The sequence below is a fragment of the Pseudomonas sp. EA_5y_Pfl2_R50 genome (genome assembly GCF_963970475.1).
Lineage (GTDB): Bacteria > Pseudomonadota > Gammaproteobacteria > Pseudomonadales > Pseudomonadaceae > Aquipseudomonas.
This window is the reverse complement of the sequence record NZ_CAXAPT010000015.1, coordinates 38676-63160: the sequence shown is the minus strand read 5'-3', so window position 1 is coordinate 63160 and position 24485 is coordinate 38676. Positions and strand designations below refer to the sequence as shown.

General features: G+C 60.6%; 25 protein-coding genes. 11 read left to right on the top strand and 14 right to left on the bottom strand.

What is annotated here, in order from left to right:
- Nucleotides 1-4: 4 nt before the first annotated feature.
- The 5 genes from AACY19_RS22970 to AACY19_RS22950 form a co-directional block, all read right to left on the bottom strand.
- Nucleotides 5-2074: a GGDEF domain-containing protein gene (locus tag AACY19_RS22970; RefSeq protein ID WP_339453895.1), complete on the bottom strand. Its 2070-nt coding sequence runs from the start codon at nt 2072-2074 to the stop codon at nt 5-7.
- The gene (locus tag AACY19_RS22965) at nt 2071-2949 is read right to left on the bottom strand and encodes an endonuclease/exonuclease/phosphatase family protein (protein ID WP_339453894.1); all 879 of its coding nucleotides are present in this window, start codon (nt 2947-2949) and stop codon (nt 2071-2073) included. The genes AACY19_RS22970 and AACY19_RS22965 overlap by 4 nt, the downstream gene beginning before the upstream one ends.
- A gap of 14 nt (nt 2950-2963) precedes the next feature.
- A complete protein-coding gene (locus AACY19_RS22960) occupies nt 2964-3605 on the bottom strand; it encodes a thiol:disulfide interchange protein DsbA/DsbL (protein ID WP_339453893.1) in 642 nt (213 codons plus the stop codon).
- A 189-nt stretch (nt 3606-3794) separates the two neighbouring features.
- Entirely contained in the window at nt 3795-4406 is a 612-nt protein-coding gene (locus AACY19_RS22955) for a c-type cytochrome (RefSeq protein ID WP_339453892.1), read from the bottom strand.
- 43 nt (nt 4407-4449) lie between these two features.
- Nucleotides 4450-4740, bottom strand: a complete 291-nt coding sequence (locus AACY19_RS22950) for a c-type cytochrome (RefSeq protein ID WP_339453891.1) — start codon at nt 4738-4740, stop codon at nt 4450-4452.
- 191 nt (nt 4741-4931) lie between these two features.
- Between AACY19_RS22950 and yihA the strand changes: the two genes are divergently transcribed.
- Complete coding sequence (gene yihA, locus AACY19_RS22945; protein ID WP_339453890.1) at nt 4932-5573, top strand: ribosome biogenesis GTP-binding protein YihA/YsxC; 642 nt, start codon at nt 4932-4934, stop codon at nt 5571-5573.
- Between the two features lie 420 nt (nt 5574-5993).
- Here yihA and polA read toward each other — a convergent pair whose 3' ends face one another.
- Nucleotides 5994-8798, bottom strand: a complete 2805-nt coding sequence (gene polA / locus AACY19_RS22940) for a DNA polymerase I (protein ID WP_339453889.1) — start codon at nt 8796-8798, stop codon at nt 5994-5996.
- Between the two features lie 74 nt (nt 8799-8872).
- Here polA and AACY19_RS22935 point away from each other — a divergent pair, with 74 nt between their 5' ends.
- On the top strand, nt 8873-9163 hold the full coding sequence (locus AACY19_RS22935) for a DUF2782 domain-containing protein (RefSeq protein ID WP_339453888.1): 291 nt from the start codon (nt 8873-8875) through the stop codon (nt 9161-9163).
- A gap of 54 nt (nt 9164-9217) precedes the next feature.
- Entirely contained in the window at nt 9218-10171 is a 954-nt protein-coding gene (locus AACY19_RS22930; protein WP_339453887.1) for a homoserine kinase, read from the top strand.
- 91 nt (nt 10172-10262) lie between these two features.
- Here AACY19_RS22930 and znuA read toward each other — a convergent pair whose 3' ends face one another.
- Nucleotides 10263-11183 (bottom strand): zinc ABC transporter substrate-binding protein ZnuA, encoded by a 921-nt coding sequence (gene znuA, locus AACY19_RS22925; protein WP_339453886.1) that lies wholly within the window; start codon nt 11181-11183, stop codon nt 10263-10265.
- Nucleotides 11184-11249: 66 nt separating this feature from the next.
- Between znuA and AACY19_RS22920 the strand changes: the two genes are divergently transcribed.
- From AACY19_RS22920 to AACY19_RS22905, 4 genes are read left to right on the top strand one after another with little or no spacing between them, the layout of a single operon-like run.
- A complete protein-coding gene (locus AACY19_RS22920) occupies nt 11250-11732 on the top strand; it encodes a Fur family transcriptional regulator (RefSeq protein ID WP_007911760.1) in 483 nt (160 codons plus the stop codon).
- On the top strand, nt 11732-12517 hold the full coding sequence (gene znuC / locus AACY19_RS22915) for a zinc ABC transporter ATP-binding protein ZnuC (protein WP_339453885.1): 786 nt from the start codon (nt 11732-11734) through the stop codon (nt 12515-12517). The genes AACY19_RS22920 and znuC overlap by 1 nt, the downstream gene beginning before the upstream one ends.
- Nucleotides 12510-13298, top strand: coding sequence for a zinc ABC transporter permease subunit ZnuB (gene znuB / locus AACY19_RS22910; protein WP_339453884.1), 789 nt, complete (start codon nt 12510-12512; stop codon nt 13296-13298). The genes znuC and znuB overlap by 8 nt, the downstream gene beginning before the upstream one ends.
- A gap of 37 nt (nt 13299-13335) precedes the next feature.
- Nucleotides 13336-14049, top strand: coding sequence for a PA5502 family lipoprotein (locus AACY19_RS22905; protein WP_339453883.1), 714 nt, complete (start codon nt 13336-13338; stop codon nt 14047-14049).
- A 104-nt stretch (nt 14050-14153) separates the two neighbouring features.
- Here AACY19_RS22905 and katE read toward each other — a convergent pair whose 3' ends face one another.
- Nucleotides 14154-16295, bottom strand: coding sequence for a catalase HPII (katE, locus tag AACY19_RS22900; RefSeq protein ID WP_339453959.1), 2142 nt, complete (start codon nt 16293-16295; stop codon nt 14154-14156).
- A 260-nt stretch (nt 16296-16555) separates the two neighbouring features.
- Here katE and AACY19_RS22895 point away from each other — a divergent pair, with 260 nt between their 5' ends.
- The 3 genes from AACY19_RS22895 (at nt 16556) to AACY19_RS22885 (ending at nt 19087) form a co-directional block, all read left to right on the top strand.
- Nucleotides 16556-17563: a methionine ABC transporter ATP-binding protein gene (locus AACY19_RS22895; protein ID WP_339453882.1), complete on the top strand. Its 1008-nt coding sequence runs from the start codon at nt 16556-16558 to the stop codon at nt 17561-17563.
- On the top strand, nt 17563-18237 hold the full coding sequence (locus AACY19_RS22890; protein WP_339453881.1) for a methionine ABC transporter permease: 675 nt from the start codon (nt 17563-17565) through the stop codon (nt 18235-18237). Before AACY19_RS22895 ends, AACY19_RS22890 begins: the two co-directional genes overlap by 1 nt.
- A 79-nt stretch (nt 18238-18316) precedes the next feature.
- Nucleotides 18317-19087, top strand: coding sequence for a MetQ/NlpA family ABC transporter substrate-binding protein (locus AACY19_RS22885; RefSeq protein WP_339453880.1), 771 nt, complete (start codon nt 18317-18319; stop codon nt 19085-19087).
- A 265-nt stretch (nt 19088-19352) separates the two neighbouring features.
- On the opposite strand, the gene AACY19_RS22880 is transcribed toward AACY19_RS22885, so the two are convergent.
- Genes AACY19_RS22880 through AACY19_RS22860 form a run of 5 tightly spaced genes read right to left on the bottom strand, consistent with a single transcriptional unit; the run spans nt 19353 to nt 23261 of the window.
- Complete coding sequence (locus AACY19_RS22880; protein WP_339453879.1) at nt 19353-19988, bottom strand: SCO family protein; 636 nt, start codon at nt 19986-19988, stop codon at nt 19353-19355.
- Complete coding sequence (gene cyoE, locus AACY19_RS22875) at nt 19985-20884, bottom strand: heme o synthase (protein WP_339453878.1); 900 nt, start codon at nt 20882-20884, stop codon at nt 19985-19987. The genes AACY19_RS22880 and cyoE overlap by 4 nt, the downstream gene beginning before the upstream one ends.
- Nucleotides 20872-21951, bottom strand: a complete 1080-nt coding sequence (locus AACY19_RS22870) for a COX15/CtaA family protein (protein WP_339453877.1) — start codon at nt 21949-21951, stop codon at nt 20872-20874. Before AACY19_RS22870 ends, cyoE begins: the two co-directional genes overlap by 13 nt.
- Nucleotides 21952-21961: 10 nt before the next feature.
- Nucleotides 21962-22555, bottom strand: a complete 594-nt coding sequence (locus AACY19_RS22865) for a hypothetical protein (protein WP_339453876.1) — start codon at nt 22553-22555, stop codon at nt 21962-21964.
- Entirely contained in the window at nt 22521-23261 is a 741-nt protein-coding gene (locus AACY19_RS22860) for an SURF1 family protein (RefSeq protein ID WP_339453875.1), read from the bottom strand. Before AACY19_RS22860 ends, AACY19_RS22865 begins: the two co-directional genes overlap by 35 nt.
- Before the next feature lie 70 nt (nt 23262-23331).
- On the opposite strand from AACY19_RS22860, the gene AACY19_RS22855 reads away from it, so the two are divergent.
- Nucleotides 23332-23535 (top strand): twin transmembrane helix small protein, encoded by a 204-nt coding sequence (locus AACY19_RS22855; RefSeq protein WP_339453874.1) that lies wholly within the window; start codon nt 23332-23334, stop codon nt 23533-23535.
- 41 nt (nt 23536-23576) lie between these two features.
- On the opposite strand, the gene AACY19_RS22850 is transcribed toward AACY19_RS22855, so the two are convergent.
- Entirely contained in the window at nt 23577-24464 is an 888-nt protein-coding gene (locus AACY19_RS22850; RefSeq protein ID WP_339453873.1) for a cytochrome c oxidase subunit 3, read from the bottom strand.
- Nucleotides 24465-24485 lie beyond the last annotated feature (21 nt).

Genomic DNA, 24485 nt, shown 5'->3' with positions numbered 1-24485 from the left:
TTCCTCAGCCAAGCTCGATCCGGTTGCGCCCGGCGTTTTTCGCTCGATACAGCGCCTGATCGGCTCTTTTCAACACCAGATCGCTGTGTTCTCCGGCACGGAATGTTGCCAGTCCCATGGAAATGGTAATGGTCACTCGCTCGCCTTTGAAGTGGAACGGGCAGGCTTCGATAGCGGCGCGCAGGCCTTCGAGCAGTTTTGCGCCGATCGCTGGCGGGGTGGCGGGCATCAGCAGAACAAACTCCTCGCCGCCGAAACGGGCGATGAAGTCCGTGCCGCGCAGACGCCTGCGCAACACGGTGGCGATGATTTTCAAGACCTTGTCACCGGCGAGATGGCCGTAATTGTCGTTGATTCGCTTGAAATGATCGAGGTCGAGCATCGCCAGGCTCAAGGTGTTGCCGTGTTGCTGCCATTGCTGGATTTCATGCTCGAGGCGTTCGCTCCACGCGGCGCGATTGGGCAGGCCGGTGAGCGGATCGATCAGGGCTTTCTGCCGCTGTTCTTCCAGATGCTCGCGGAAGCCCTGGGCTTCCTGCTCCATGTGTGCCACCCGTTCGGACAGGCCCTTGAGCCGTGCCGCCACTTCCTGCTCGCGGGCATCGCGCTGTTTCTGATGATGATCCATGGTGCCCAGCAGGCCTTCGAGATGGTTCTCCAGCACCTGCTTGAGGTCATCCAGATCCGCCGCTTCCTGAACGCTGGTCTGCAAGCCGTCGACCTGCTCACGAATCTGCGTATCCATCGCCCGCGCCGCCGAGCGGTTGTCGGCGTGACCTTCACTGGCGGCCTGCAGATTGCTCTGGAACGCTTCGAGGCGTTCGTTGAGCTGTTGCAGATAGGCCTCGAATTCGTGCTGACCGCTGTCGGTGATCGCTAGCATCAACGTAGCGAGATCGTCGAGGATCGGGATCAGTTCGTACCAGTTCAAACCATGCTTGAGCCGCTCGCGCATGGCTTCGGCCTGCGGGCGGTGGCGTTCGGGCAGGGTCAGGTCGTCGAGCAGACCAATGAGGGTGTCTTCGATGTGCTTGGCCACGGAGCTGTAGGACGGCTCCGGGGAATCCGGCAGGGCGAACAGGATGTCGTGCTCGGATTGTTCCGGATCGATGGCGGCCAGCGCCTGCGCGATGGGTTCGGGCAGGGGCAGGCTGTCGAGGATCAACGGCGCTGCTTCACCGGGGAGAATCAGTTCGTCGGGGTTGAACGCAGCGGGTGTGAGGGGCGCCGCTGGTGGTGTCGGCCCTTGACTCAACACGGGTTCGGCCTGGAATGGTTCTGACTCTGGCTCCATTGGCGCGCTGGCGACTTCGCTGACGACCGTGGGCGGAACGAAGGCGACCACCTCCGGCTCTGCCTGGAACTGCGCCGCAGGCGTCGGGGTTTCGGTCTCTGGCGCAGGTGCGGGGACAGCGGGGGCGGCCGCCGCCACCGTTTCACTGGCGACTTGTACCGGAGCGGCTTCAGTCAGCGGCGCGGCTGCCGCTGGTTGCACAATGGGCGCGGGTTGCACGGGCGCATCAGTTGTCGGCGCAGTGGCTTCTTCACTGTCGCGACTGCCGAACAGACGCTGCAATAATCCCGGACGACCGGGCTCTGCGGGTGTTTCCAGCAGGCTCAGTGCCTTGCCCTGCAAGCCGCTCAGCTCACTCAGCAGCAGCGGCATTTCCCGCGCCTGACCGACGCGGCCATCCAGTTGCTTGGCAAACTTCTTCAGCGGTTGCGCGACGTCTCGCGGTAACGGCAACGATTGCAGTTGGGTGACCAGCGCTGTCAGCGCGGTGCTGACCTGATCGATGCGGGTTTCACGGCGCTGCTCGGAGTCGAGCACGGCTTTTTCCAGGCGCGGCAGCAGCGCGGCAAGGCCTGCGTCCATGTCGTCGGTGCGGACGACATCGCGCATCTCTTTCATGCACTGATCAACGACCTTGTCGGTGCCCTCAGCCGCCAGCGTGCTGCGCACCAGACCACGTCGAAGCAAGTCGAGCCTGGCGGCCCAGCGGCGTTCGAGTTTGTCCTGCTGTTCGATGCTTTTAAGGTACTTCTCTTTCCAGCGCTGGGCTTCGTCGCTCATTCAGGGGTTCCGCGAGGGGCAGGACTCAACGCGGGCAATGCATCGGCCGTGAGCGAACCCGGCAGACGAATCTCTACCGCGACCGGCAGGTGATCGGAAATGGGTTGTGCCAGCACTTCGACCTTTTCCAGGGTCAGGGTCGGGCTGAGCAAAATATGATCAAGGCAACGCTGTGGACGCCAGCTGGGGAAGGTCGCTTCCACCTGCGGAGCCAGCAAACCGAGATCGCGTAACGGTGACTGTTGTAGCAGATCGCTGGCGTGGGTGTTCATGTCACCCATCAATATTTGATGTTTATAGCCACCGATCAACTCACGAATGTAGCCCAGTTGCAGGCTGCGTGTGCGTGCACCAAGGGCCAGGTGCATCATCACCACCACCAGCGCTTCCGGGCCTTCGCCGAAACGCAGGAGGATCGCGCCACGCCCTTTCGGGCCGGGCAGCGGATGGTCTTCAATCGCCCACGGTTTCAGGCGACTGAGCACGCCATTGCTGTGCTGGGCCAGCCGGCCCAGGTTGCGATTGAGTTGTTGATACCAGTAGGGGAAAGCGCCGAGATGCGCCAGGTGCTCGACCTGATTGACGTAGCCTGAACGCAGGCTACCGCCATCAGCTTCCTGCAGGGCGACGAGATCGAAGTCGCCGAGCAGATCGCCGATCTTTTGCAGATTGCCTGAGCGCCCGGTGTGCGGCAGCAGATGCTGCCAGCTGCGGGTCAGGTAATGCCGATAGCGCTCGGTGCTGATGCCGACCTGGATGTTGAAACTGAGCAAGCGCAGACGCTGGTCTGCGGGCAGGCCCGTTGACGCCAGGTGATGCTCGTTGACCTGCGGATCATGCAGGCCAACGATGCGTTCGGACTTCCAGCGGCGCATGGCGGTTGCCGCGCTTAGTTGGCGGCTGCCTTGGTGGCCGCTCGCTCTTTGGCGACCAGTTGGTCGGCCAGTTGCAGCGCTTGCTCGGCACCACCGGCAGAGCCGATGTCGAAGCGGTATTTGCCGTTGACGATCATGGTTGGAACGCCAGTGATTTCATACTTCTTGGCCAGTTCGCGAGCCTTTACGATCTGACCTTTGATCGCGAACGAGTCGAAGGTGGCAAGGAACTTGTCCTTGTCCACGCCTTGAGTGGCGAGGAAGTCAGCCATGTCGTTCTTGTCGGTCAGCTTCTTGTGTTCTTTCTGGATCGCATTGAATACGGCGGCGTGAACCTTGTGCTCGACACCCATGGCTTCGAGGGTCAGGAACATTTGACCGTGAGCGTCCCACGGGCCGCCGAACATGGCCGGGATACGCACGAAGTTGACGTCGGATGGCAGCTTCTCAACCCACGGGTTGATCACTGGCTCGAAGGCGTAGCAGTGCGGGCAGCCGTACCAGAACAGCTCGACCACTTCGATCTTGCCAGGCTCTGCAACCGGTACCGGGTTGGCCAGCTCGACGTAAGGGGCGGCTGGTGTTTCGGCGGCTTGAGCAGTCACGCCGAACAGGCTGGCAGCGACGAGGGCGGCGCTGATGATCAGATTACGCATGCTTTACTCCTGGACAATTTTGGTCGCCTCGCGCGACCTGTTTTCAGACAGGTCATGGCGGGCATGAGTTCTGTAGTGTAACGGCAGCGGCCACAAAAAAGGGCGGCCCAAGCCACCCTTTTTATAGTTGCTGCGACGGATTAATCGAGCGTTAACGTTGCGCGAGATCCATCGCTGGCAATTGCAGTCTTAGTGCAGGCCTTGAATGTAGCTGGCGACTGCGGCGATGTCTTCGTCGCTAAGCTTGCGCGCGATGGTGCGCATGGTCATGGCATCGCCGTCATTGGCGCGACCGCCTTCTTCCTTGCGGAAATCGGTCAGTTGTTTGGCGATGTACTGAGCGTGTTGGCCACCCAGGTGCGGGAAGCCGGCGGCGGCGTTGCCAGCGCCATTCGGCGAGTGGCAACCGGTGCAGGCTGGCAGGCCTTTTTCCAGGTTACCGCCACGGAACAGGGCTTCACCGCGAGCGACAATCTTCGGATCGGCAGCGCCGACACTGCCTTTCTGGCTGGCGAAATAGGCAGCGATGTCGGCCAGGTCCTGATCGTTCAGGTTGGTCAGCAGGCCGGTCATTTCCAGAACCTGGCGCTTGCCCGACTTGATGTCGTGCAATTGCTTGTCGAGGTAGCGTTCACCTTGACCCGCCAGTTTCGGGAAGTTTGGCGCCATGCTGTTCCCGTCAGGGCCATGGCAGGCTCCACATACGGCGGCTTTCGCCTGGCCTGCTGCGGCATCACCGGCAGCATGGGCGAAGCCTGAGATTCCCACGGTCAACAGCAGACTCACGATCAATTTGTTCATCAGCTAATCCAACTACGGCTAAGGGTTAAGTTATGGACCGGGCTTACTCGCTCATCCAAAGGATGATGGCTTGGTAATCCTCGGCACTGCAGTCCATGCACAAACCACGCGGCGGCATCGCCTTGAAACCCTGGGTCACGTGTTGCACCAGCGTCTCCATACCTTTCGCCAACCTCGGCGTCCAAGCTTCCTGATCGCCTCTTTTGGGCGCCATGGGTAGTTGGCCGGAATGACAGGCACCACAAACACGGTTGTACACGGCTTCCGGTTCCTGTGTAGCCTGTGCGCTGTAAAGCGGCACCAAGATCCCGGCAGCCAGCAGCCATTTCGTCATAAAACGACCTTTTCAGGGTTGAGAGCGTTCTGCGTTCTAGTGCGCAATCAAGGTCTGTCGCTCTCATGAACTTCGTCCTTCGCTGGGACAAAGCACACACAAAATCTGCGGCATTATATACTGGCGTCACTGAAACGGAAGCGACACCGCGTTCCGCGCCCAATCCCGGCGCCGCCCACATCGGAAATCTCATGCAACTCAAGAATCCCATCCTCGGTCTGTGCCAACAGTCCACGTTCATGCTCAGTGCCGCCAAAGTCGATCAATGCCCTGACGACGAAGGCTTCGAAGTGGCTTTCGCCGGTCGTTCCAACGCCGGCAAGTCCAGCGCACTGAACACCCTGACTCACGCCAGCCTGGCGCGCACCTCGAAAACTCCGGGCCGCACACAGCTGTTGAACTTCTTCAAGCTAGACGATGATCGGCGTCTGGTCGACCTGCCAGGCTACGGTTACGCAAAAGTACCGATCCCGCTCAAGCAACACTGGCAGCGTCACCTCGAGGCTTATCTCGGTGGCCGGGAGAGTTTGAAAGGTTTGATTCTGATGATGGACATCCGTCATCCAATGACCGACTTCGACCTGTTGATGCTCGACTGGGCCGTTGCGGCCGGTATGCCGATGCACATCCTGCTGACCAAGGCCGACAAACTGACCTACGGCGCAGCCAAGAACACTTTGCTGAAAGTGCAGGCGGAAATTCGCAAGGGTTGGGGTGACCTGGTGACGATCCAGTTGTTCTCGGCGCCAAAACGCATGGGCCTGGAAGAGGCCTACACTGTATTGGCCGGCTGGATGGAACTCGCGGACAAAGGCGTCGAGGCGACTGAGTAACAGGGGATGTGGAAATTGGCTGTGGTGCGCGCAGGCAGGGCAGCATCGCAGCTAAAAATGGCGGGGATCGCGCTCGACTTTAGGGGCTGAAATGAGCATTGAGCTGTGTTTTCAACGCAGCACGAGCGCGCTACAGACAAATTCCGGGCAAAAAAAGCCCCGGATTTCATTGGGGAGGGAGAAATTCCGGGGTTTAAGTTCCGAACCGCTAGGGCGGGGTTCAGATATCTGCCAACACTTAACACAACATAGGAGCATCGAAGGGCTTCACCAGCCATTCAGTATCTCTGAGTAGTGTCTTTCCAGATTAGTTCAGATTTTTTTCAAAAAGCTTTGGAATAATCTTCCGCACTTTTCGAAATAAGCAGGTTTCTCCGGGGTTGCCGCGACGTTGTGTCGCGGCAAGACGGCCGCAACGGCTCAGTGAGCCTCATCCCAATTGTTGCCCACCCCGACTTCGACCAGCAGCGGCACATCCAGTCTTGCCGCTTCGCTCATGTGCACGCGAATCTCGGCGCTGACCTGCTCGACCAGATCCTCACGGACCTCCAGCACCAATTCATCGTGCACCTGCAGGATGACTCTGGCATCCAGACCGGACGTCGCCAGCCAGTTGTCCACCGCCACCATGGCCTTCTTGATGATATCGGCAGCCGTGCCCTGCATCGGCGCGTTGATTGCCGTGCGTTCTGCAGCGGCGCGCTCCTGCGGCTTGTTCGAATTGATCTCCGGCAGGTACAGACGACGACCGAAGAATGTCTCGACATAGCCCTGATCCGCCGCCTGCGCGCGGGTACGATCCATGTATTCGCGAACCCCCGGATAGCGGGCGAAGTACGTGTCGATGTAGGCCTTGGCGGTCTTGGTGTCGACGCCGATGTCCTTGCCGAGCTTCTGTGCCCCCATGCCGTAGATCAGGCCGAAGTTGATCGCCTTGGCGCCACGGCGCTGATCGGAGGTCACTTCGTTGAGTTCAACCTTGAACACTTCGGCAGCGGTCGCCGTGTGTACGTCCAGATTGTTGCGGAAGGCATTCATCAGCCCTTCGTCCTTGGACAAGTGCGCCATGATCCGCAGTTCAATCTGCGAATAGTCAGCCGCCAGCAGCTTGTAGCCCTTTGGTGCCACGAATGCCTGACGAATGCGCCGGCCTTCAGCGGTACGCACCGGGATGTTCTGCAGGTTCGGATCGCTGGAGGACAAACGCCCGGTCGACGCCACAGCCTGATGATAGGAGGTGTGGATGCGCCCGGTGCGCGGGTTGATCTGCTCCGGCAGACGATCAGTGTAGGTGCTCTTCAGCTTGCTCATCGAACGATGCTCCATCAGCACCTTGGGCAAGCGGTGATCGTCCTCGGCCAGTTTCGCCAGCACTTCTTCAGCGGTGGACGGCTGGCCTTTGGCGGTTTTCTTCAATACCGGCAGGCCAAGTTTCTCGTAGAGAATCACGCCCAGTTGCTTCGGCGAGCCGAGGTTGAATTCTTCCCCGGCGATTTCGAAGGCTTCGCGTTCCAGAGCGACCATTTTGTTGCCCAACTCGATGCTCTGGATGCCGAGCAGCTCTGCGTCGACGAACGCCCCCTGGCGTTCGATACGCGCCAGCACCGGCACCAGCGGCATCTCGATGTCGGTCAGTACGCTGGCGAGGCTCGGGATGGCGCTGAGTTTTGCGAACAGGGTCTGGTGCAGACGCAGGGTGATGTCGGCGTCTTCGGCGGCGTATGGCCCGGCCTGTTCCAGGGCGATCTGGTCGAAGGTCAGCTGCTTGGCGCCTTTGCCGGCGATGTCCTGGAAGCTCACGGTGGTGTGATCCAGATACTTCTGCGCGAGGCTGTCCATGTCGTGGCGGGTCGCGGTGGAGTTGAGCACGTAGGACTCGAGCATCGTGTCGAACGCGATGCCGCGCACGTTGATGCCTTGGTTCTGATCGCCGCCGATGGCGCAGTTGGCCAGGATATTCATGTCGAACTTGGCGTGCTGGCCGACCTTGAGCTTGCTGGGGTCTTCCAGAATCGGTTTGAGCGCGCGCAATACGGTGTCGCGATCCAGTTGCTCCGGCACGCCGATGTAAGAGTGGGTCAGCGGGATGTACGCGGCTTCGTTCGCCTGCACAGCGAACGACAGACCGACCAGTTGCGCCTGCTGTGCATCGATGCCGGTGGTTTCGGTATCGAAGGCGAACAGCTTGGCGTTGTTGAGTTTTTCCAGCCAGACGTCGAAGCGCGCCTGATCGAGGATGGTTTCGTAAGCGGCCTCAGCGGATGCGACTGGTGCTTCTTGCACTGGCGCGCTGAACAGATCGTCGGCCGGCGCAGGCTCGGCGGCCGTGCTCAGTTCCAGGCGTTTGGCGTCGCGATCCAGATCGTTGATCCAGCTTTTGAATTCCAAAAGGGTGTACAGCTCGTAGAGCTTGGCCGGGTCTTCCGCGCCCATCTGCAGATCGTCGAGTTCGACGTCCAGCGCCACGTCGACCTTGATGGTCGCCAGTTGATAGGAGAGGAACGCCATCTCCTTGTGCGCTTCAAGCTTGGCCGGCAGGGTTTTCGCGCCGCGAATCGGCAGCGTCGGGACGATGTCGAGATTGGCGTACAACTCGTTGAGGCCCCCGTTGACGCCCACCAGCAGGCCGGACGCAGTCTTCGGGCCGATGCCCGGAACACCCGGAATGTTGTCGGACGAATCGCCCATCAGCGCCAGATAATCGATGATCTGCTCTGGAGCGACGCCGAATTTCTCCTTAACGCCCTCAACGTCCATCGAACTACCGGACATGGTGTTGACCAAGGTAATGTGGCCGTCGACCAGTTGCGCCATGTCCTTGTCGCCGGTGGAGATGATCACCGGGCGATCTGCCGCCGCGCTGCTGCGGGCGAGGGTGCCGATCACGTCGTCGGCCTCCACGCCTTCCACGCACAGCAGCGGGAAGCCGAGGGCGATCACGCTCTGATGCAGCGGCTCGATCTGCACGCGCATGTCGTCGGGCATGCTGGGGCGGTTGGCCTTGTATTCGGCGTACATCTCATCGCGAAATGTCCCGCCCTTGGCGTCGAACACCACGGCGAACGGGCTGTCCGGGTACTGCTTGCGCAGACTCTTGAGCATGTTCAGCACGCCTTTGACCGCACCGGTCGGCAGGCCTTTGGAGGTGGTCAGTGGTGGCAGCGCGTGAAAGGCGCGGTAAAGGTAAGACGAACCGTCCACCAGGACGAGGGGGGCTTGGCTCATGAGCAGGATCAACCTTTTCGGCGGGTCCGGCGCTAGAATAGCGGGACCGTTGACGACAAAGGGACAAGGTTATCATGCGCACGTTAAATCGCTTGCTGCTGGTCGGTCTGATTGCTGCCTCACCTTTGGCCGCGATAGCGGCGGATGATGCGCCGTCGGGAGATCCTGAAGTCACCATTCGCACGGAGGGCGACAAGACGATTCAGGAGTACCGTCAAAACGGGTTCCTGTACGCGATCAAAGTCACGCCGAAGGGTGCACCACCTTACTTTCTGGTGCGTGCAGACGGGACGGATGCAAATTTCATCCGCTCGGATGAGCCGGATATGCTGATTCCGGCGTGGAAAATTTTCGAATGGAAGTAGATTTTTAATTCACCTGGCGCCGCAATGGGCGGCGCCCGTACTGGCAGTTAAAACATGTCTGTGTTCACTCCCCTGGCTCGGCCCGAGCTGGAAACCTTTCTCGCCCCTTACGGGCTCGGCCGTCTGCTTGATTTCCAGGGGATCGCCGCCGGCAGCGAAAACACCAATTTCTTCATCAGCCTGGAGCAGGGCGAGTTCGTCCTGACCCTGGTCGAGCGCGGCCCGGTGCAGGAAATGCCGTTTTTCATCGACCTGCTCGACGTGCTCCACGAAGCCGACCTGCCGGTGCCGTATGCACTGCGCACCACCGACGGCGTGGCGTTGCGTGAGCTGAAAGGCAAGCCGGCACTGCTGCAACCGCGCCTGTCCGGCAAGCACATCAAGGCTGCCAATGCCCAGCATTGCGCGCAGGTCGGCGAATTGCAGGCGCATCTGCACCTGGCGACCCAGGGCGAGCGCATGATCAAGCGCAAGACCGATCGTGGCCTGGACTGGATGCTGGAGGAGGGCAGCGATTTTATCTCGCACCTGAGCGATGCGCCGCGTGCCTTGCTGCAAAAGGCGCTGGACGAAATTACCGAGCGCAAAGACAAGATCCTCGCGCTGCCTCGGGCGAATATTCATGCCGACCTGTTCCGCGATAACGCGATGTTCGAAGGCACGCACCTGACCGGGTTGATCGATTTCTACAACGCCTGCTCGGGGCCGATGCTGTACGACGTGGCGATTGCCTTGAACGACTGGTGCTCGGACGAGGACGGCTTGATTGATGGCCCGCGTGCCCGGGCATTGCTTGGCGCTTATGCGGCGTTGCGCCCGTTCACGGCGGCGGAGGCTGAGTTGTGGCCGACGATGCTGCGTGTGGCGTGTGTGCGGTTTTGGCTGTCGCGCTTGATCGCGGCGGAGCAGTTCGCGGGGCAGGATGTGTTGATTCACGATCCAAAAGAGTTCGAGCAGCGTCTGGCGCAGCGGCAGCAGGTCAATACACCACTACCGTTCGCCCTCTAAAAGCTTCACGAGCAGGCTCGCTCCCACAGGGTTTCGGTGATCCTGTGGGAGCGGGCTTGCTCGCGAATGGGGGCAACACCAATGTCGGGGGTTACAGCGATTCCAGGCACGCGGCTAAATCATTACCCAACTTCTCCAGCAACTGCTCATAACCCTGAGCCGTCGCCTTGGTGTATCCGCCCAACGCATCCAGCTCCGCCAGTTTCACTGGCAGACCCGCCACCAGCGTCTGCGCCAAACGCGGACGCAACGGCGGCTCACTGAACACACAAGTCTTGCCGACTTCCTGCAAGCGCTTGCGCATCGCCGCGACATGCTGCGCCCCGGGCTGCACTTCGGTGGCCACGCTGAACACACCGGTGTGCTTCAGGCCATAAGCAGCCTCGAAGTAATCGAATGCTTCGTGAAAGACGAAGTAGGGTTTGCCTTCAACACTGGCCAGGCGCTTCTTCAAACGCAGATCCAGCGCATCCAGCCGCTCGTCAAATGCCTTGGCATTGCTCTGATAGCGCTCGGCATTCGCTGGATCGGCAGCGCTGAGATCAGCGGCCATCTTGTCAGCGATCACCCGCGCATTGACCGGCGAAAGCCACAAGTGCGCATCCAGGGTGCCCGGACGATGATCGTGATCATGCTCGTCGGCGTCCTCGGCGTGGGAATGGCTATCTTCAGCAAAGCGACGCAGTTTCATCCCCGGCAGATCTTGCACGGCGACGCTCGGCAGCTTACGACCGTTCAGCACGCGCGGCAGGAAACCTTCCATGTCCGGGCCGATCCAGTAGAGCAGATCCACCGATTGCACCTTCCTTACGTCGGATGGGCGCAGGGCGTAATTGTGCGGTGAGGCGCCCGGCGGCAGCAGCACCTCAGGAGTCGCCACGCCGTCCTGCACCGCCGCTGCAATCAGCTGCAAAGGTTTGATGCTGGTGAGGACTTTGACCTCGGCCTGAGCCGAACCGATCAGCAGAAAACTGGCGACAAACGCCACAAAAACAGAAAAAAGTCGGGACACGATGACCACTCAAGGAGGCGAGAACGGGTAACATAATAACGTCTCTATCAAAACTCGTCGCCGCCCATGCCTATTACACCGATTGCCAGCCGTCCCCACGACCACTCACATTGCGTGCACAGCGCTTTGTCCGAGGCCGATACCCTGTGCGCCCAGAAAGGCTTGCGCCTGACCGCGTTGCGCCGCCGGGTGCTGGAATTGGTATGGCAGAGCCACAAGCCGCTGGGTGCCTACGACATTCTCGCCGTGCTGAGCGAGCAGGACGGCCGCCGCGCCGCGCCACCGACCGTCTACCGCGCGCTGGATTTCCTTCTGGAAAACGGCCTGGTGCACCGCATCTCCTCGCTCAACGCCTTCGTCGGCTGCGTACACCCGGAACACGCGCATCAGGGCCAGTTCCTGATCTGCCGCGATTGCCACGCTGCCATCGAGCTTGAGCAAAAAGTGATCAGCGACGCGATCATCAACAGCGCCAAAGACGTTGGCTTCATCGTCGAGGCACAGACCGTCGAAGTCGTCGGCCTGTGCTCCGGTTGTCAGGGGGCTTGATGAGCAACGCGCTGATCCGTCTGGAGCAGGTCGCCGTCACGTTTGCCGGGCAGGCTGTGCTGGACAACATCGAGCTGAGCGTCGAGCCGGGGCAGATCGTCACCCTGATCGGCCCCAACGGCGCCGGCAAGACCACGCTGGTGCGCGCCGTGCTCGGGCTGTTGAAACCCGACAGCGGCAGCGTCTGGCGCAAGCCGAAGCTGCGTGTCGGTTACATGCCGCAAAAACTTCACGTCGATCCGACCTTGCCGCTGTCGGTGCTGCGCTTTCTAAGGCTGGTGCCGGGCGTTGATCGTCCGCGTGTGTTGGCGGCGTTGAAAGAGGTCGGCGCCGAACACGTTATCGACAGCCCGGTGCAAAGCGTTTCCGGCGGTGAAATGCAACGTGTGCTGCTGGCGCGGGCATTGCTGCGCGAGCCGGAATTGTTGGTGCTGGATGAGCCGGTGCAAGGCGTCGATGTCGCCGGGCAGGCCGAGCTGTACAGCCTGATCACCCGCCTGCGCGACCGCCACGGTTGCGGCGTGCTGATGGTGTCCCACGATCTGCATCTGGTGATGAGCACCACCGATCAGGTGGTCTGCCTGAACCGTCACGTCTGCTGCTCCGGGCATCCCGAGCAGGTCAGCGGCGACCCTGCATTCGTCGAGTTGTTCGGCAAGAACGCGCAAAGCCTCGCTGTCTATCACCACCATCACGATCACGCCCACGACCTGCACGGTTCGGTGGTCAAAGGGCCGGTTATTGGCCAACCCCACGTTCACGGAGACAACTGCAAGCATGGCTGATTTTCTGTTGTATGCCCTGCTTGCAGGTCTGGCGCTGGCGATTGTTGCAGGGCCATTGGGCTCTTTCGTGGTCTGGCGGCGCATGGCCTATTTCGGCGACACCCTGTCTCACGCCGCCTTGCTCGGCGTGGCGCTGGGCTTTCTGCTGGATGTCAGCCCGACCGTCGCTGTCACGGTCGGTTGCCTGCTGCTGGCGGTGCTGCTGGTCACGCTGCAACAGCGTCAACCGCTGGCGTCCGACACGCTTTTGGGAATTCTCGCACCGAGTACCCTCTCTCTTGGTCTGGTGGTACTAAGCTTCATGCATGAAGTGCGGATAGACCTGATGGCCTATCTGTTCGGCGACCTGCTGGCGATCAGCCCGACTGATCTTTCGTGGATACTCGGCGGCAGTGCAGCGGTGATGGTGTTGCTGGTGACATTGTGGCGGCCATTGCTGGCGATTACCGTGCACGAAGAGCTGGCCAGGGTTGAAGGCCTGCCGGTTGCCGGTCTGCGCATGGCGCTGATGCTGTTGATTGCGGTGGTGATCGCGGTGGCGATGAAAATCGTCGGTGTGTTGCTGATCACGTCGCTGTTGATCATCCCGGCGGCTGCGGCACAGCGTCACGCCCGCTCGCCGGAGCAGATGGCGCTGGGTGCGAGCCTGCTGGGCATGCTCGCCGTGTGTGGCGGGCTGGCGCTGTCGTGGTTCAAGGACACCCCCGCCGGGCCGTCAATCGTTGTGACGGCGGCCGCACTGTTTCTGTTGAGTTTTGTTCTGCCCCGTCGTGGGGTGTAGACTTGGCCGCTTTTTGCGCAAATAGAGAGTCGCAGGAATGAAGCCGTTCGCCTCCCGTTATCTGCTCCTTGTCGCATTTTCAGTGCTGCTGGGCGCCTGCCAAAGCACGCCGCCGGTGGCTGAAGTCCCCGATGCGCGGGCTACGGCCATCGCACAGCTGGAGCAAAGCCTGGCCAGCAGTGAACTGGCCACTGCCGAAGACCAGTTGGCCGCTTTGCAGAAAGACACACCAAACGATCAGTCCCTTGAGCAATACCAGCGGCAGCTTGCCGAAGCGTATCTGCGTCGCAGCCAGATTGTGCTGCAGAAGGGGGATGTGAATGCGGCCGCCACAGCGTTGAGCCGTGCCCGCGCGTTGATGCCCAAAGCCCCGGCGCTGACCGGTGGTGTCAACGGCGCAATTACCGAAGCGCGCAAGGCTGAGCTGGAAAAAGCTGAAGCGGCGTTGTTGGCCGCCGAAGCCAAGCCCAAAGCCAAGGTGATCGATCCGACCGCCGAAAGCACCACGGTTGCGCTGAACATCACCGATAGCCACAAACTTCGTCGGCAACTGGATGCGATCGCCGCCGATGTGGTCAATTATGAGTGTGCGGTGACCATTCAGGCGCCACGGACGAATGACTATCCATGGTTGGCGACATTGCTGACCAAGCGGGTGAAGAAGTTGAACCCGGATTTTGATCTGCACATTGAAAAGCAGATCGTGCGCACCGTGCCGGCGCAGATGGTCTTGAGTCCGCGTAAACCCTAAAAGCTTCGCGAGCAAGCCCGCTCCCACATTGGATTCGTGTACGACACAGAACCAATGTGGGAGCGAGCCTGCTCGCGAAAGCGTCCTTTCAGCCAATAAAGATCTTAAGCTGGAATGGCCTTGGCCTTAGGCTCGCGTTCCCAAACCCGATGCTGCCCGATTGCAGCAAAAAACGGCTTGGTCAACGCCGGCACATCCTTGCCTTGCAGCAACCCCGCATCCGCTTCCAGTTTCAGCAGATCCTGCAGCTGTTTGGCATCACCGTGCAGCGCGATTGCCTTCAAATGCTTGTACGCTTCCAGCAGGTAATGCAACGCCACGCCGTCGCCGCTCAAGGCCTTGATTGACGCCGCGCCACCCGGCACGAACACCGCATCGAAGATCACTGATGGCATGCCCTCCATAGAAGCATCCACCGCCAGGGATTTGCCGTCCGCCGTTTTCACTGGCGCCGAAGTCGGGCCGAGCAGCTTGGCGTGGGCCCCCTCAGCCGACAATGCCTTCTTCATCGCATCAATCGCTGCACCATCAACACCGTTCGCAGCAAGAATCGCCACTTTTCGGGTTTTGATGTTCTCTGGCAGCAAATTCGCCTGACTCAGCGACGGTGAGTGATCGAACGACACCTTGCGCACATCCACCGTGCCTTTGCTCGGCGCCGGCAGTCCCAGGTTGGCCGCGACACGTTTGGCCAGTTCCAGGTCGATGTTGGCGAGAATCTCGTTCACCTCACGCGCACGAATGTGCTCGCGCTCAACCTTGCCCAATTCAAAGCTGTAGGCCGAAATGATGTGCTCTTTCTCGTGGTCGCTCATGCTGTTGAAGAACAAGGTCGCCTGAGAAAAGTGATCGCTGAACGACTCGCTGCGCTGGCGAATCTTGTTGGCGTCAATGCGCTCTGCATAGCTCTCGAAACCGCCATCCTGCGCAGCCGGCGGCGTTTCTTTCGGCCAGCCACCGTCAATCGAATTCGGCTCGTAGGAGGCACGCCCCTTGTCGATCACGGTGCGGTGCTGGGCATCGCGCTGGCCGTTATGGAACGGCGCCACCGGGCGGTTGATTGGCAACTCATGAAAATTCGGCCCGCCGAGCCGGCTGATTTGCGTATCGGTGTAGGAAAACAGCCGGCCTTGCAGCAGTGGATCGTTGGAGAAGTCGATACCCGGCACGATATGGCCTGGGCAAAACGCGACCTGCTCGGTCTCGGCGAAGAAGTTGTCCGGGTTGCGATTCAGGGTCATTTTGCCCAGTGGCGTGATCGGCACGATTTCTTCAGGAATGAGCTTGGTCGGGTCGAGAATATCGAAATCGAAGTCGTGCTCGTTTTCTTCTTCGATGACCTGCACGCCCAGTTCCCATTCCGGGTAATCGCCCATCTCGATGGCTTCCCAGAGGTCGCGGCGGTGGTAGTCGGTGTCTTTACCGGCGAGCTTCTGCGCCTCGTCCCACACCAGTGAGCAAGTGCCAGCGGTAGGACGCCAGTGGAATTTGACGAAGCGCGATTTGCCCTCGGCGTTGATCAGCCGGAAGGTGTGTACACCGAAGCCCTGCATGCTGCGCAGGCTTTTCGGGATCGCCCGGTCAGACATCGCCCAGATGACCATGTGCGCGGATTCCGGCACCAGTGAGACGAAGTCCCAGAAGGTATCGTGCGCCGAACCGCCAGTGGGGATTTCATTGTGTGGCTCGGGTTTTACCGCGTGAACGAAGTCGGGAAACTTGATCGCGTCCTGAATGAAAAACACCGGCATGTTGTTGCCGACCAGGTCGAAGTTGCCTTCGTCGGTGAAGAACTTCACCGCGAAGCCGCGCACGTCGCGCACGGTATCGCCGGAGCCACGCGGCCCTTGCACCGTGGAAAAGCGCACGAATACAGGGGTTTTTTTCGCCGGATCTTGTAGGAAGCCGGCCTTGGTCAGGGTCGAATGGTTCTCGTAAGCCTGAAAGAAACCATGCGCCCCAGTGCCCCGGGCATGGACAATACGTTCCGGAATCCGCTCATGGTCAAAATGCGTGATCTTTTCCCGCATGATGAAGTCTTCAAGCAGCGACGGCCCGCGCGGTCCGGCCTTGAGGGTGTTCTGGTTGTCGGCGATCTTCACACCTTGGTTGGTACGCAGCGCCTGGCCGGTGGCGTCGGAGCGAAACTTCTCCAGGCTGTCGAGTTTGGCGTTGGTATTGGCGCGATCCGGAGTATCGGTTCCGGCCATCTGGCTTTTGTCGGACGTAGGCTTCTTGCTCATCAGTCGTAAACTCCTCGGTTGACCCCGATGCTGGCCGGGGACTCTTGAGTGGTTCCCAGGCACGGCACCCAGGGTTTTCAAGTCGCTTACCTAGTGACTGATGAGGTGCTTGGAGCGTTCCTTTTTTATGACCTTTGATCTTGTTATTGCCAAATCGAAGGTTGATTGCGAAATAAATGCTAAGAACCTCTATACGGACAGGCTAAAATGCGCGCCCGGCTAACCGCTGATCCCTTTCTAACGCGCCCCACAAGGTTCGCTACGTGATCGAGTTTCAAAACGTCCACAAGACTTACCGCGTCGCCGGTAAGGACATTCCCGCGCTGCACCCGACCAGTCTCTCCATCGAGAACGGGCAGGTGTTCGGCCTGATCGGCCATTCCGGCGCGGGCAAAAGTACGCTGCTGCGCCTGATCAATCGCCTGGAAGACTCCAGTGGCGGCAAGATCATCGTCGACGGCGAAGAAGTCACCGCGCTGAACGCCAACGGCCTGCGCCGTTTCCGTCAACAAGTCGGAATGATCTTCCAGCACTTCAACCTGCTCGCCTCCAAGACGGTGGCCGACAACGTTGCGTTGCCGCTGACCCTGGCCGGCGAACTGTCGGGCAGCGAGATCGACAAACGTGTTGCCGAGTTGCTGGCGCGGGTCGGCTTGTCCGACCACGCCAAGAAATATCCGGCGCAATTGTCCGGTGGCCAGAAGCAGCGCGTCGGCATCGCCCGCGCCCTGGCGACCAAGCCGAAGATTCTGCTGTGCGACGAAGCCACCAGTGCCCTGGACCCGCAGACCACCGCGTCGGTCCTGCAACTGCTGGCCGAGATCAACCGCGAACTGAAACTGACCATCGTCCTGATTACCCACGAGATGGATGTGATTCGTCGCGTTTGCGATCAAGTGGCAGTGATGGACGCCGGTGTGATCGTCGAGCAAGGTTCGGTGGCCGATGTGTTCCTGCATCCAAAGCACCCGACCACCAAGCGCTTTGTCCAGGAAAGCGAGCAGATCGACGAAAGTGAACAGCGCGATGACTTCGCTCACGTGCCGGGGCGCATCGTGCGTCTGACCTTCCAGGGCGAGGCGACCTACGCGCCGTTGCTCGGTACTGTCGCCCGGGAAACCGGGGTCGACTACAGCATCCTCGCCGGTCGCATCGACCGCATCAAAGACATTCCTTATGGGCAATTGACCCTCGCCGTCACCGGTGGCGACATGGAAGCGGCGTTCGCCCGCTTCACCGCCGCTGACGTTCACATGGAGGTATTGCGCTAATGGAAGACCTGATCAGTTTCTTCACCAATATCGACTGGTACGAAATCTGGCTGGCCACCGGCGACACGATGCTGATGCTCGGCGGTTCGCTGCTGTTCACCGTGCTGCTGGGCCTGCCGCTGGGCGTGTTGCTGTTCCTCTGCAGCCCGCGTCAGTTGCTGGAAAACCGTGGCCTCTACGCGTTCATGTCGCTGGCAGTGAACATCCTGCGCTCGCTGCCGTTCATTATTCTGTTGATCGTGATGATCCCGTTTACCGTGATGATCACTGGCACGTCGCTGGGCGTGGCCGGTGCGATTCCGCCACTGGTGGTCGGTGCGACCCCGTTCTTCGCGCGTCTGGTGGAAACCGCGCTGCGTGAAGTTGATCGCGGCATCATCGAAGCGACCCAGTCGATGGGCGCGACTACACGGCAGATCATCATGAATGCCTTGCTGCCGGAGGCCCGTCCGGGCATCTTCGCGGCGATTACGGTGACGGCGATTACACTGGTGTCCTACACGGCGATGGCGGGTGTGGTTGGCGCCGGTGGTCTGGGTGACCTGGCCATTCGTTTCGGCTACCAGCGTTTCCAGACGGACGTGATGATCGTCACCGTGGTGTTGCTGCTGATTCTGGTGCAAGTGCTGCAGATGGTGGGCGACCGTCTGGTCGTGCATTTCTCGCGCAAATAATAAGCAGTTTTGTAATGAACAGATGAGCCGGCCATTCGCTGGCAGGCGCCAGACGGGCGCCTCATAAGGAGTTAGCTGAATGAAAAAACTGATCGCTGCTTTCGCTGCCGTTGCGGCATTCTCGGCCCACGCCGAAACCCTGACCGTTGCCGCCACTCCAGTGCCGCACGCAGAAATCCTCGAGTTCGTGAAGCCGGCGCTGGCCAAAGAAGGTGTGGATCTGAAGGTCAAGGTCTTCACCGACTACATTCAGCCGAACGTACAGGTCGCCGAAAAGCGCCTGGACGCCAACTTCTTCCAGCACCAGCCGTACCTCGATGAGTTCAACAAGGCCAAGGGCACCGACCTTGTGGCCGTGACCGGTGTGCATCTGGAACCGCTGGGCGCCTACTCGAGCAAGCTCAAGGATCTGAAGGATCTGCCAAGCGGCGCCAACGTAGTGATCCCGAACGACGCCACCAACGGCGGTCGTGCGCTGTTGTTGCTGGCCAAGGCGGGCGTGATCACCTTGAAGGAGCCGACCAACATCCTGTCGACCGTCAAAGACATCGCGCAGAACCCCAAAGACCTGAAGATCCGTGAACTGGAAGCCGCGACCATCCCGCGCGTGCTGACCCAGGTTGACCTGGCGCTGATCAACACCAACTATGCGCTGGAAGCCAAGCTTGATCCGTCCAAGGACGCGTTGGTGATCGAAGGCAACGACTCGCCATACGTGAACATCCTTGTGTCGCGCCCGGACAACAAGGACAGCGATGCGATGAAGAAACTGGCTGCAGCCCTGCACAGCCCGGAAGTGAAGAAATTCATTACCGAGAAGTACAAAGGCGCGGTATTGCCGGCGTTCTGATTCTGGTGCTGTAACGAAAAGGGGACGCCATGTGCGTCCCCTTTTTGGTGTTTGATGTTTGGCTTTGGAGCTGCTGTGAAGCTTCCCCTCACCCCAGCCCTCTCCCGAGGGAGAGGGGGCCGACCGGTGTGTCTGGGGTTATGCATCGACCTGAAAGATCCTCGCGATTATGGATTCAATGCGGACGTTCAATTCGGTGTAGCTCGCCAATATTCCCCGATCAGTCCCCTCTCCCTTTGGGAGAGGGGCTTTTGCGTTTAAAAGATTACTTGCGGCTAAGCATCACCGGCAGTTGCGCAACCAGTTTGGCGTTGTTCAACGGTGCCCGAATAAACCCGCGCTGGGTGCCGTCCGGGCCGATCACCGCGAGGTTGCCGCTATGGTCGACGGTGTAATTCGGCTTGCTGGTATCCGCCGGAATAAACGGAATGCTCACCGCATTCGCGACCTTCTGCAGCTCCTCAATCGAGGTCGGCGTCAGGCCGATGAACTGCGGATCGAAATAGCCCAGGTATTGCTTCAACTGCTTCGGGTTATCGCGGTTCGGGTCAACGCTGACCAGCACGATCTGCAACTTGTCCACAGCGTCTTTGGGCAGCTCGCTCTTGATCTGCCGCAGCTGCGCCAGCGTGGTTGGGCAGATGTCCGGGCAGAAGGTATAACCGAAAAACAGCAGGCTCCACTTGCCTTTCAAATCGTTGATCGCCACCGGTTTGCCGTCCTGATCGGTCATCGTCACATCCGGCAGGGTGCGGCTTTGCGGCAGCAGGATGATGCCGGCGTCAATCAGTGCGGTGGGGTCGCCCTGGCCCTTGCCGCTCAGCACTTTGTTGACGGTAAGTCCCAGGATCAGCGCGATCACGGCGACGAGAATGAAGACGGTTTTCTGGGTTCGAGTCATAGGTTCAACAGTAAGTAGTGGTCTACGAGCAGGGCGATGAACAACAGGAACAGGTACCAGATAGAGTACTTGAAGGTGTTGATCGCCGCGTGCGGCCGAGTGCCACGGTACAGCACCACGGCCCATTGCAGAAACCTTGCGCCGAGGACGAGGGCGCAAATCAGGTAGAGCATGCCGCTCATGTGAATCACGTAGGGCAGCAGACTCACCGCCAGCAGCGCGAAGGTGTACAGCAGAATGTGCACCTTGGTGTAGTGCTCGCCGTGAGTGACCGGCAGCATCGGGATGTCGGCCTTGGCGTATTCCTCTTTGCGATGAATCGCCAGCGCCCAGAAGTGCGGCGGGGTCCAGGCGAAGATGATCAGCACCAGTAACAGCGGTTCGGCGCTGACATGGCCGGTGGCAGCGGTCCAGCCGAGCAGCGGCGGGGCGGCGCCGGCGAGGCCTCCGATGACGATGTTCTGCGGCGTCGCGCGTTTGAGGAAACCGGTGTAGATCACCGCATAACCGAGCAGCGAAGCCAGGGTCAGCCAAGCGGTCAGCGGATTGGTGAACGTCAGCAACAAGGCCTGACCAAGCAGCGCTAGCACCAGCGCAAAGGTCAGCGCCGCCGCCGGTGAAACCCGGCCTTCAGCCAGCGGCCGTTTGTGCGTGCGCGCCATCACCGCATCGATGCGCCGATCCACCACATGGTTGACCGCCGCCGCGCCGCCGGCACACAGGGCAATCCCCAGATTGCCAAACACCAGCACCGTCCACGGCACGCCGGCGCGGGTCGCGAGGAACATGCCGACCAGCGAGGTGATCAGCATCAGCACCACGACTTTCGGTTTGGTCAGCTCCAGATAATCACGCCACAGCGCTTGAGCGGGACGTTCGCCAATCAGAATCGCCACGGCGTTTCTCCTTTTATTGTGATGGGCGCGGCGGCGTGCTTGCGCGGACTCAGGCGCCAGCGCGCAAGCACCGGTTGTTTGACCCGGACCAGACTGGTGCGCGCGTGGTAGTTGACCAGCACCATGGTCAGCAGCAGCGCCGCACCGCCGGCGTTATGCGCGACCGCCACCGGCAGCGGCAGATGGAACAGCACGTTGCTGATGCCGAGGGTGATCTGCGCCGCGAGGGCAATCAGCACCAGACCGGCCAGCCGCGTCATGCCGACCACTTTCAATTGCCACGCCAGACCGAGCAGCACCAACGTCACCAGCAGCGCGCCGATGCGGTGGGTCAGGTGAATCGCCGTGCGTGCATCGCTGTCGAGTTGTCCGCCGAGATAATTCGGGCCGATGTGTTGAGTCAGGTGAAAACCGTTGGCGAAATCCGCCGGCGGCAGCCATTGCCCGTGGCAGGTCGGGAAGTCGATACACGCCACCGCCGCGTAGTTGGAGCTGACCCAGCCACCGAGCGCAATCTGGCCGATCACCACTAACAGTCCTGCCGTCGCCCAATGCTGCAGACGCTTGGGCACGGTGAGCGCCGGCAGCACGCCGGACAATCGCAAGGTCAGCAGAAATAACAGGCTCAACGTCGCGAAACCGCCGAGCAAATGCCCGGTGACCACCTGCGGCCAGAGCTTGAGCGTCACCGTCCACATGCCAAACGCCGCTTGCGCCAGCACCACCGCCAGCAGAAACAGTGGCAGCTTCAACGGCTGACCCGGATGACGGCGGTTGACCCACGCCCGCCCGGCCAGAATCGAAATCAGCAGGCCGAGGGTGCCGGCGAAGTAGCGGTGGATCATCTCGTTCCACCCTTTGTGCGCCTCCACCGGTGAGTCGGGGTAATGCAGTTCGGCATGGGCCAGTTGGGCTTCGCTTTTCGGCACGCTGATAAAGCCGTAGCACCCCGGCCAGTCCGGACAACCGAGGCCGGCGTGGGTCAGGCGAGTGTAGGCGCCGAGCAGCACCACAATCAGTGCCAGCAGAGTGGCAAACAGCGCGAGGCGAAATCCAGGTTTGGCCATGACGTTGCCCTTATCCGATGTTCGACAGTTTCAGCAGGTGACGCAGATCGTTGAGCAGTTCCTTGCCTTTCACGTTCGGGTCGTAGCGCAGCACGAGGTTGCCGTGCGGGTCGATGATCCACAGTTGCGGCGTGGCTTTGTCGCCGGTGGTCTTGCTGAAAACCCCGGCATCCAGTGGATAGCGTTGCAGTTGTGGATATTCGCGAGTGAGCTTGGCCTCGTAATCAGCATTCACCGGTTGCGCCACGGCGAGGGCATGGCTGGCGCGGCCGGCGTCACGACCGAGACCGATCTGGATCTGCCGCGCCAGATATACCAGTTGCTGGCAATCCACCGCGCAATCCTTCGGCGCCGTGACCAGCATCTGCCAACGCTCTTCATCGGCCTGCACACCAAGGTCGGCGCGGGTCTGGCCGTTGCCGATCAGTTCACCGTGATAGCTGCGGCCCTCCGGGACCCAGAACTGCAATTTGTACATGCCGGTGGCGAGCAGCATCGGCCCGACCACGCCGAGCACAATCAGCAGCAATTGAATGCGTCCGCGTCGGCGGCTGGTGGCCGGTTTCGCCTCAGACATGCTGGGTGGATTCATGGCCGTTCCCATGGTGTTTCTCCTTTGCGTTGTGCAAGCCCAAATAGACGTAAAGGCCGAGCAGAGCGGTGGCCATGGCGAACCACTGCACGGCGTAACCGAGGTGTTTTTCCGGGCCCATGGCGACTACCGGCCAATCGGCCTCGTAGCTGGCCGGGCCGGGTTCGGCGCGTAATTCGTAAGCGAAGCCGTCGCGCTCCAGGGTTTGCCACAGTTTGGCCGGCTCGACGGCGGTGACGGTTTGCGGCCAGCGGTTACTGACCGGATCGGCGTGTAACTGGAAAGTCGCGCCGGGGGCGACGTAGACCCAGGCATCGACATTCAGCGCATCAGCAGGCGTGGTGAATTGCGGCGGCACGCGGCGATCCGGCCACGGCAACCAGCCGCGATTGACCAGCAGCCACAGGCCGGTGCGTTGATCCTGAAACGGTTGCAGAAGCTCGACGCCGACCTTGCCGTTGCGCTGGCGGTTATCCAGCAACAGACTGTGCGCGGCATCGAAGTGGCCGTGCAAATGTACACGGCGATAGGCCGGGTCGGCGCTGAGCGGCAACTCGCTGCTGGCCATCGGTTGGGCCGCGCGGCGTTCGGCGTAACTGGCGAGCAGGACGGTTTTCTCGGCGCCACGGCCCAGTTGCCAGAAGCCCAGCGACACCAGCAGCGGCAGCAGCATAGCCACCACCACGGTCGGTATCACGCCCGGACGAAAGCGCTTCATGGCTGCGCCACAAAGCCAGTCGTCGTGATCGCTATACTCAACTGCATCGCCTGTCCCCCGGAGTCTTCCCATGCTCAAAGCAGCTATCGTGGTGATGCTGATTGCCACGGTGATCACCCTGTTCAGCGGCCTGTTTTTCCTGGTCAAGGACGACAGCAGTTCCAATCGCCTGGTCATCGCCTTGAGTGTTCGGGTGGCCCTGGCCGCTGCCACCGTCGGCTTGATCGCCTGGGGCTTTTACAGCGGCCAACTGGTGTCCCACGTTACGTGGTAGCTGCCAGCTTGGAGCTTGAAGCTCGTGGCTTGCCGCGGTTGTTAGAGCACATAGACGAAGATGAACAAGCCGATCCACACCACATCGACGAAGTGCCAATACCAGCTCGCCGCTTCAAAGCCGAACTGGTGCTCGTTGTCGAAGTGGCCCTTCATGATGCGCATCAGCATCACGAACAGAATGATCGTGCCGATGGTCACGTGGGCGCCGTGGAACCCGGTGAGCATGAAGAACGTCGCGCCGTAGATGCCCGAGCCGAGGGTCAGCCCCAGCTCCTTGTAAGCGTGGATGTATTCCTCCGCCTGGAAGCCAAGGAACGCACAGCCCAGCAGCACGGTGATCGCCAGCCAGATTTTCAGCGCGCCGCGATGACCTTTCTTCAGAGCATGGTGGGCGATGGTGATGGTCACGCTGGAGCTGACCAGCAGGATCGTGTTGATCAGCGGCAGGCCCCAAGGGCTAATGACGTCCTTGGGCGGCGGGAACAGTTTCGGGTCTGGCGTGTGCAGCAGCGGCCAGGTGAACTGAAAGTTCGGCCAGAGCATGTGCGCGACGCCTTTCGGGCCTTCACCGCCGAGAGCCGGACCCGAGATGTGCCGCACGTAAAACAGCGCACCGAAGAAGGCGACGAAGAACATCACCTCGGAGAAGATGAACCAGCTCATGCCCCAGCGGAACGAGCGATCCAGCTGCGCACTGTAGAGTCCCGCGCGGCTTTCCTTGATCACCGCCCCGAACCAGCCGAACAGCATGTACGCCACCAACAGACCTCCAACGAAAAAGATCAGCGGGCCGTGGGACTCCGGGCGCGCTGCCTTCAGATCGTTGAACCAGACGGCCAGGCCGTACACGGTGACCAGCATCCCGAGGGTGGCGATGATCGGCCATTTGCTCTGGGCCGGAACGTAATAATGCTCATGAGTTGCCATTTATTGTTCTCCTTATCGGGC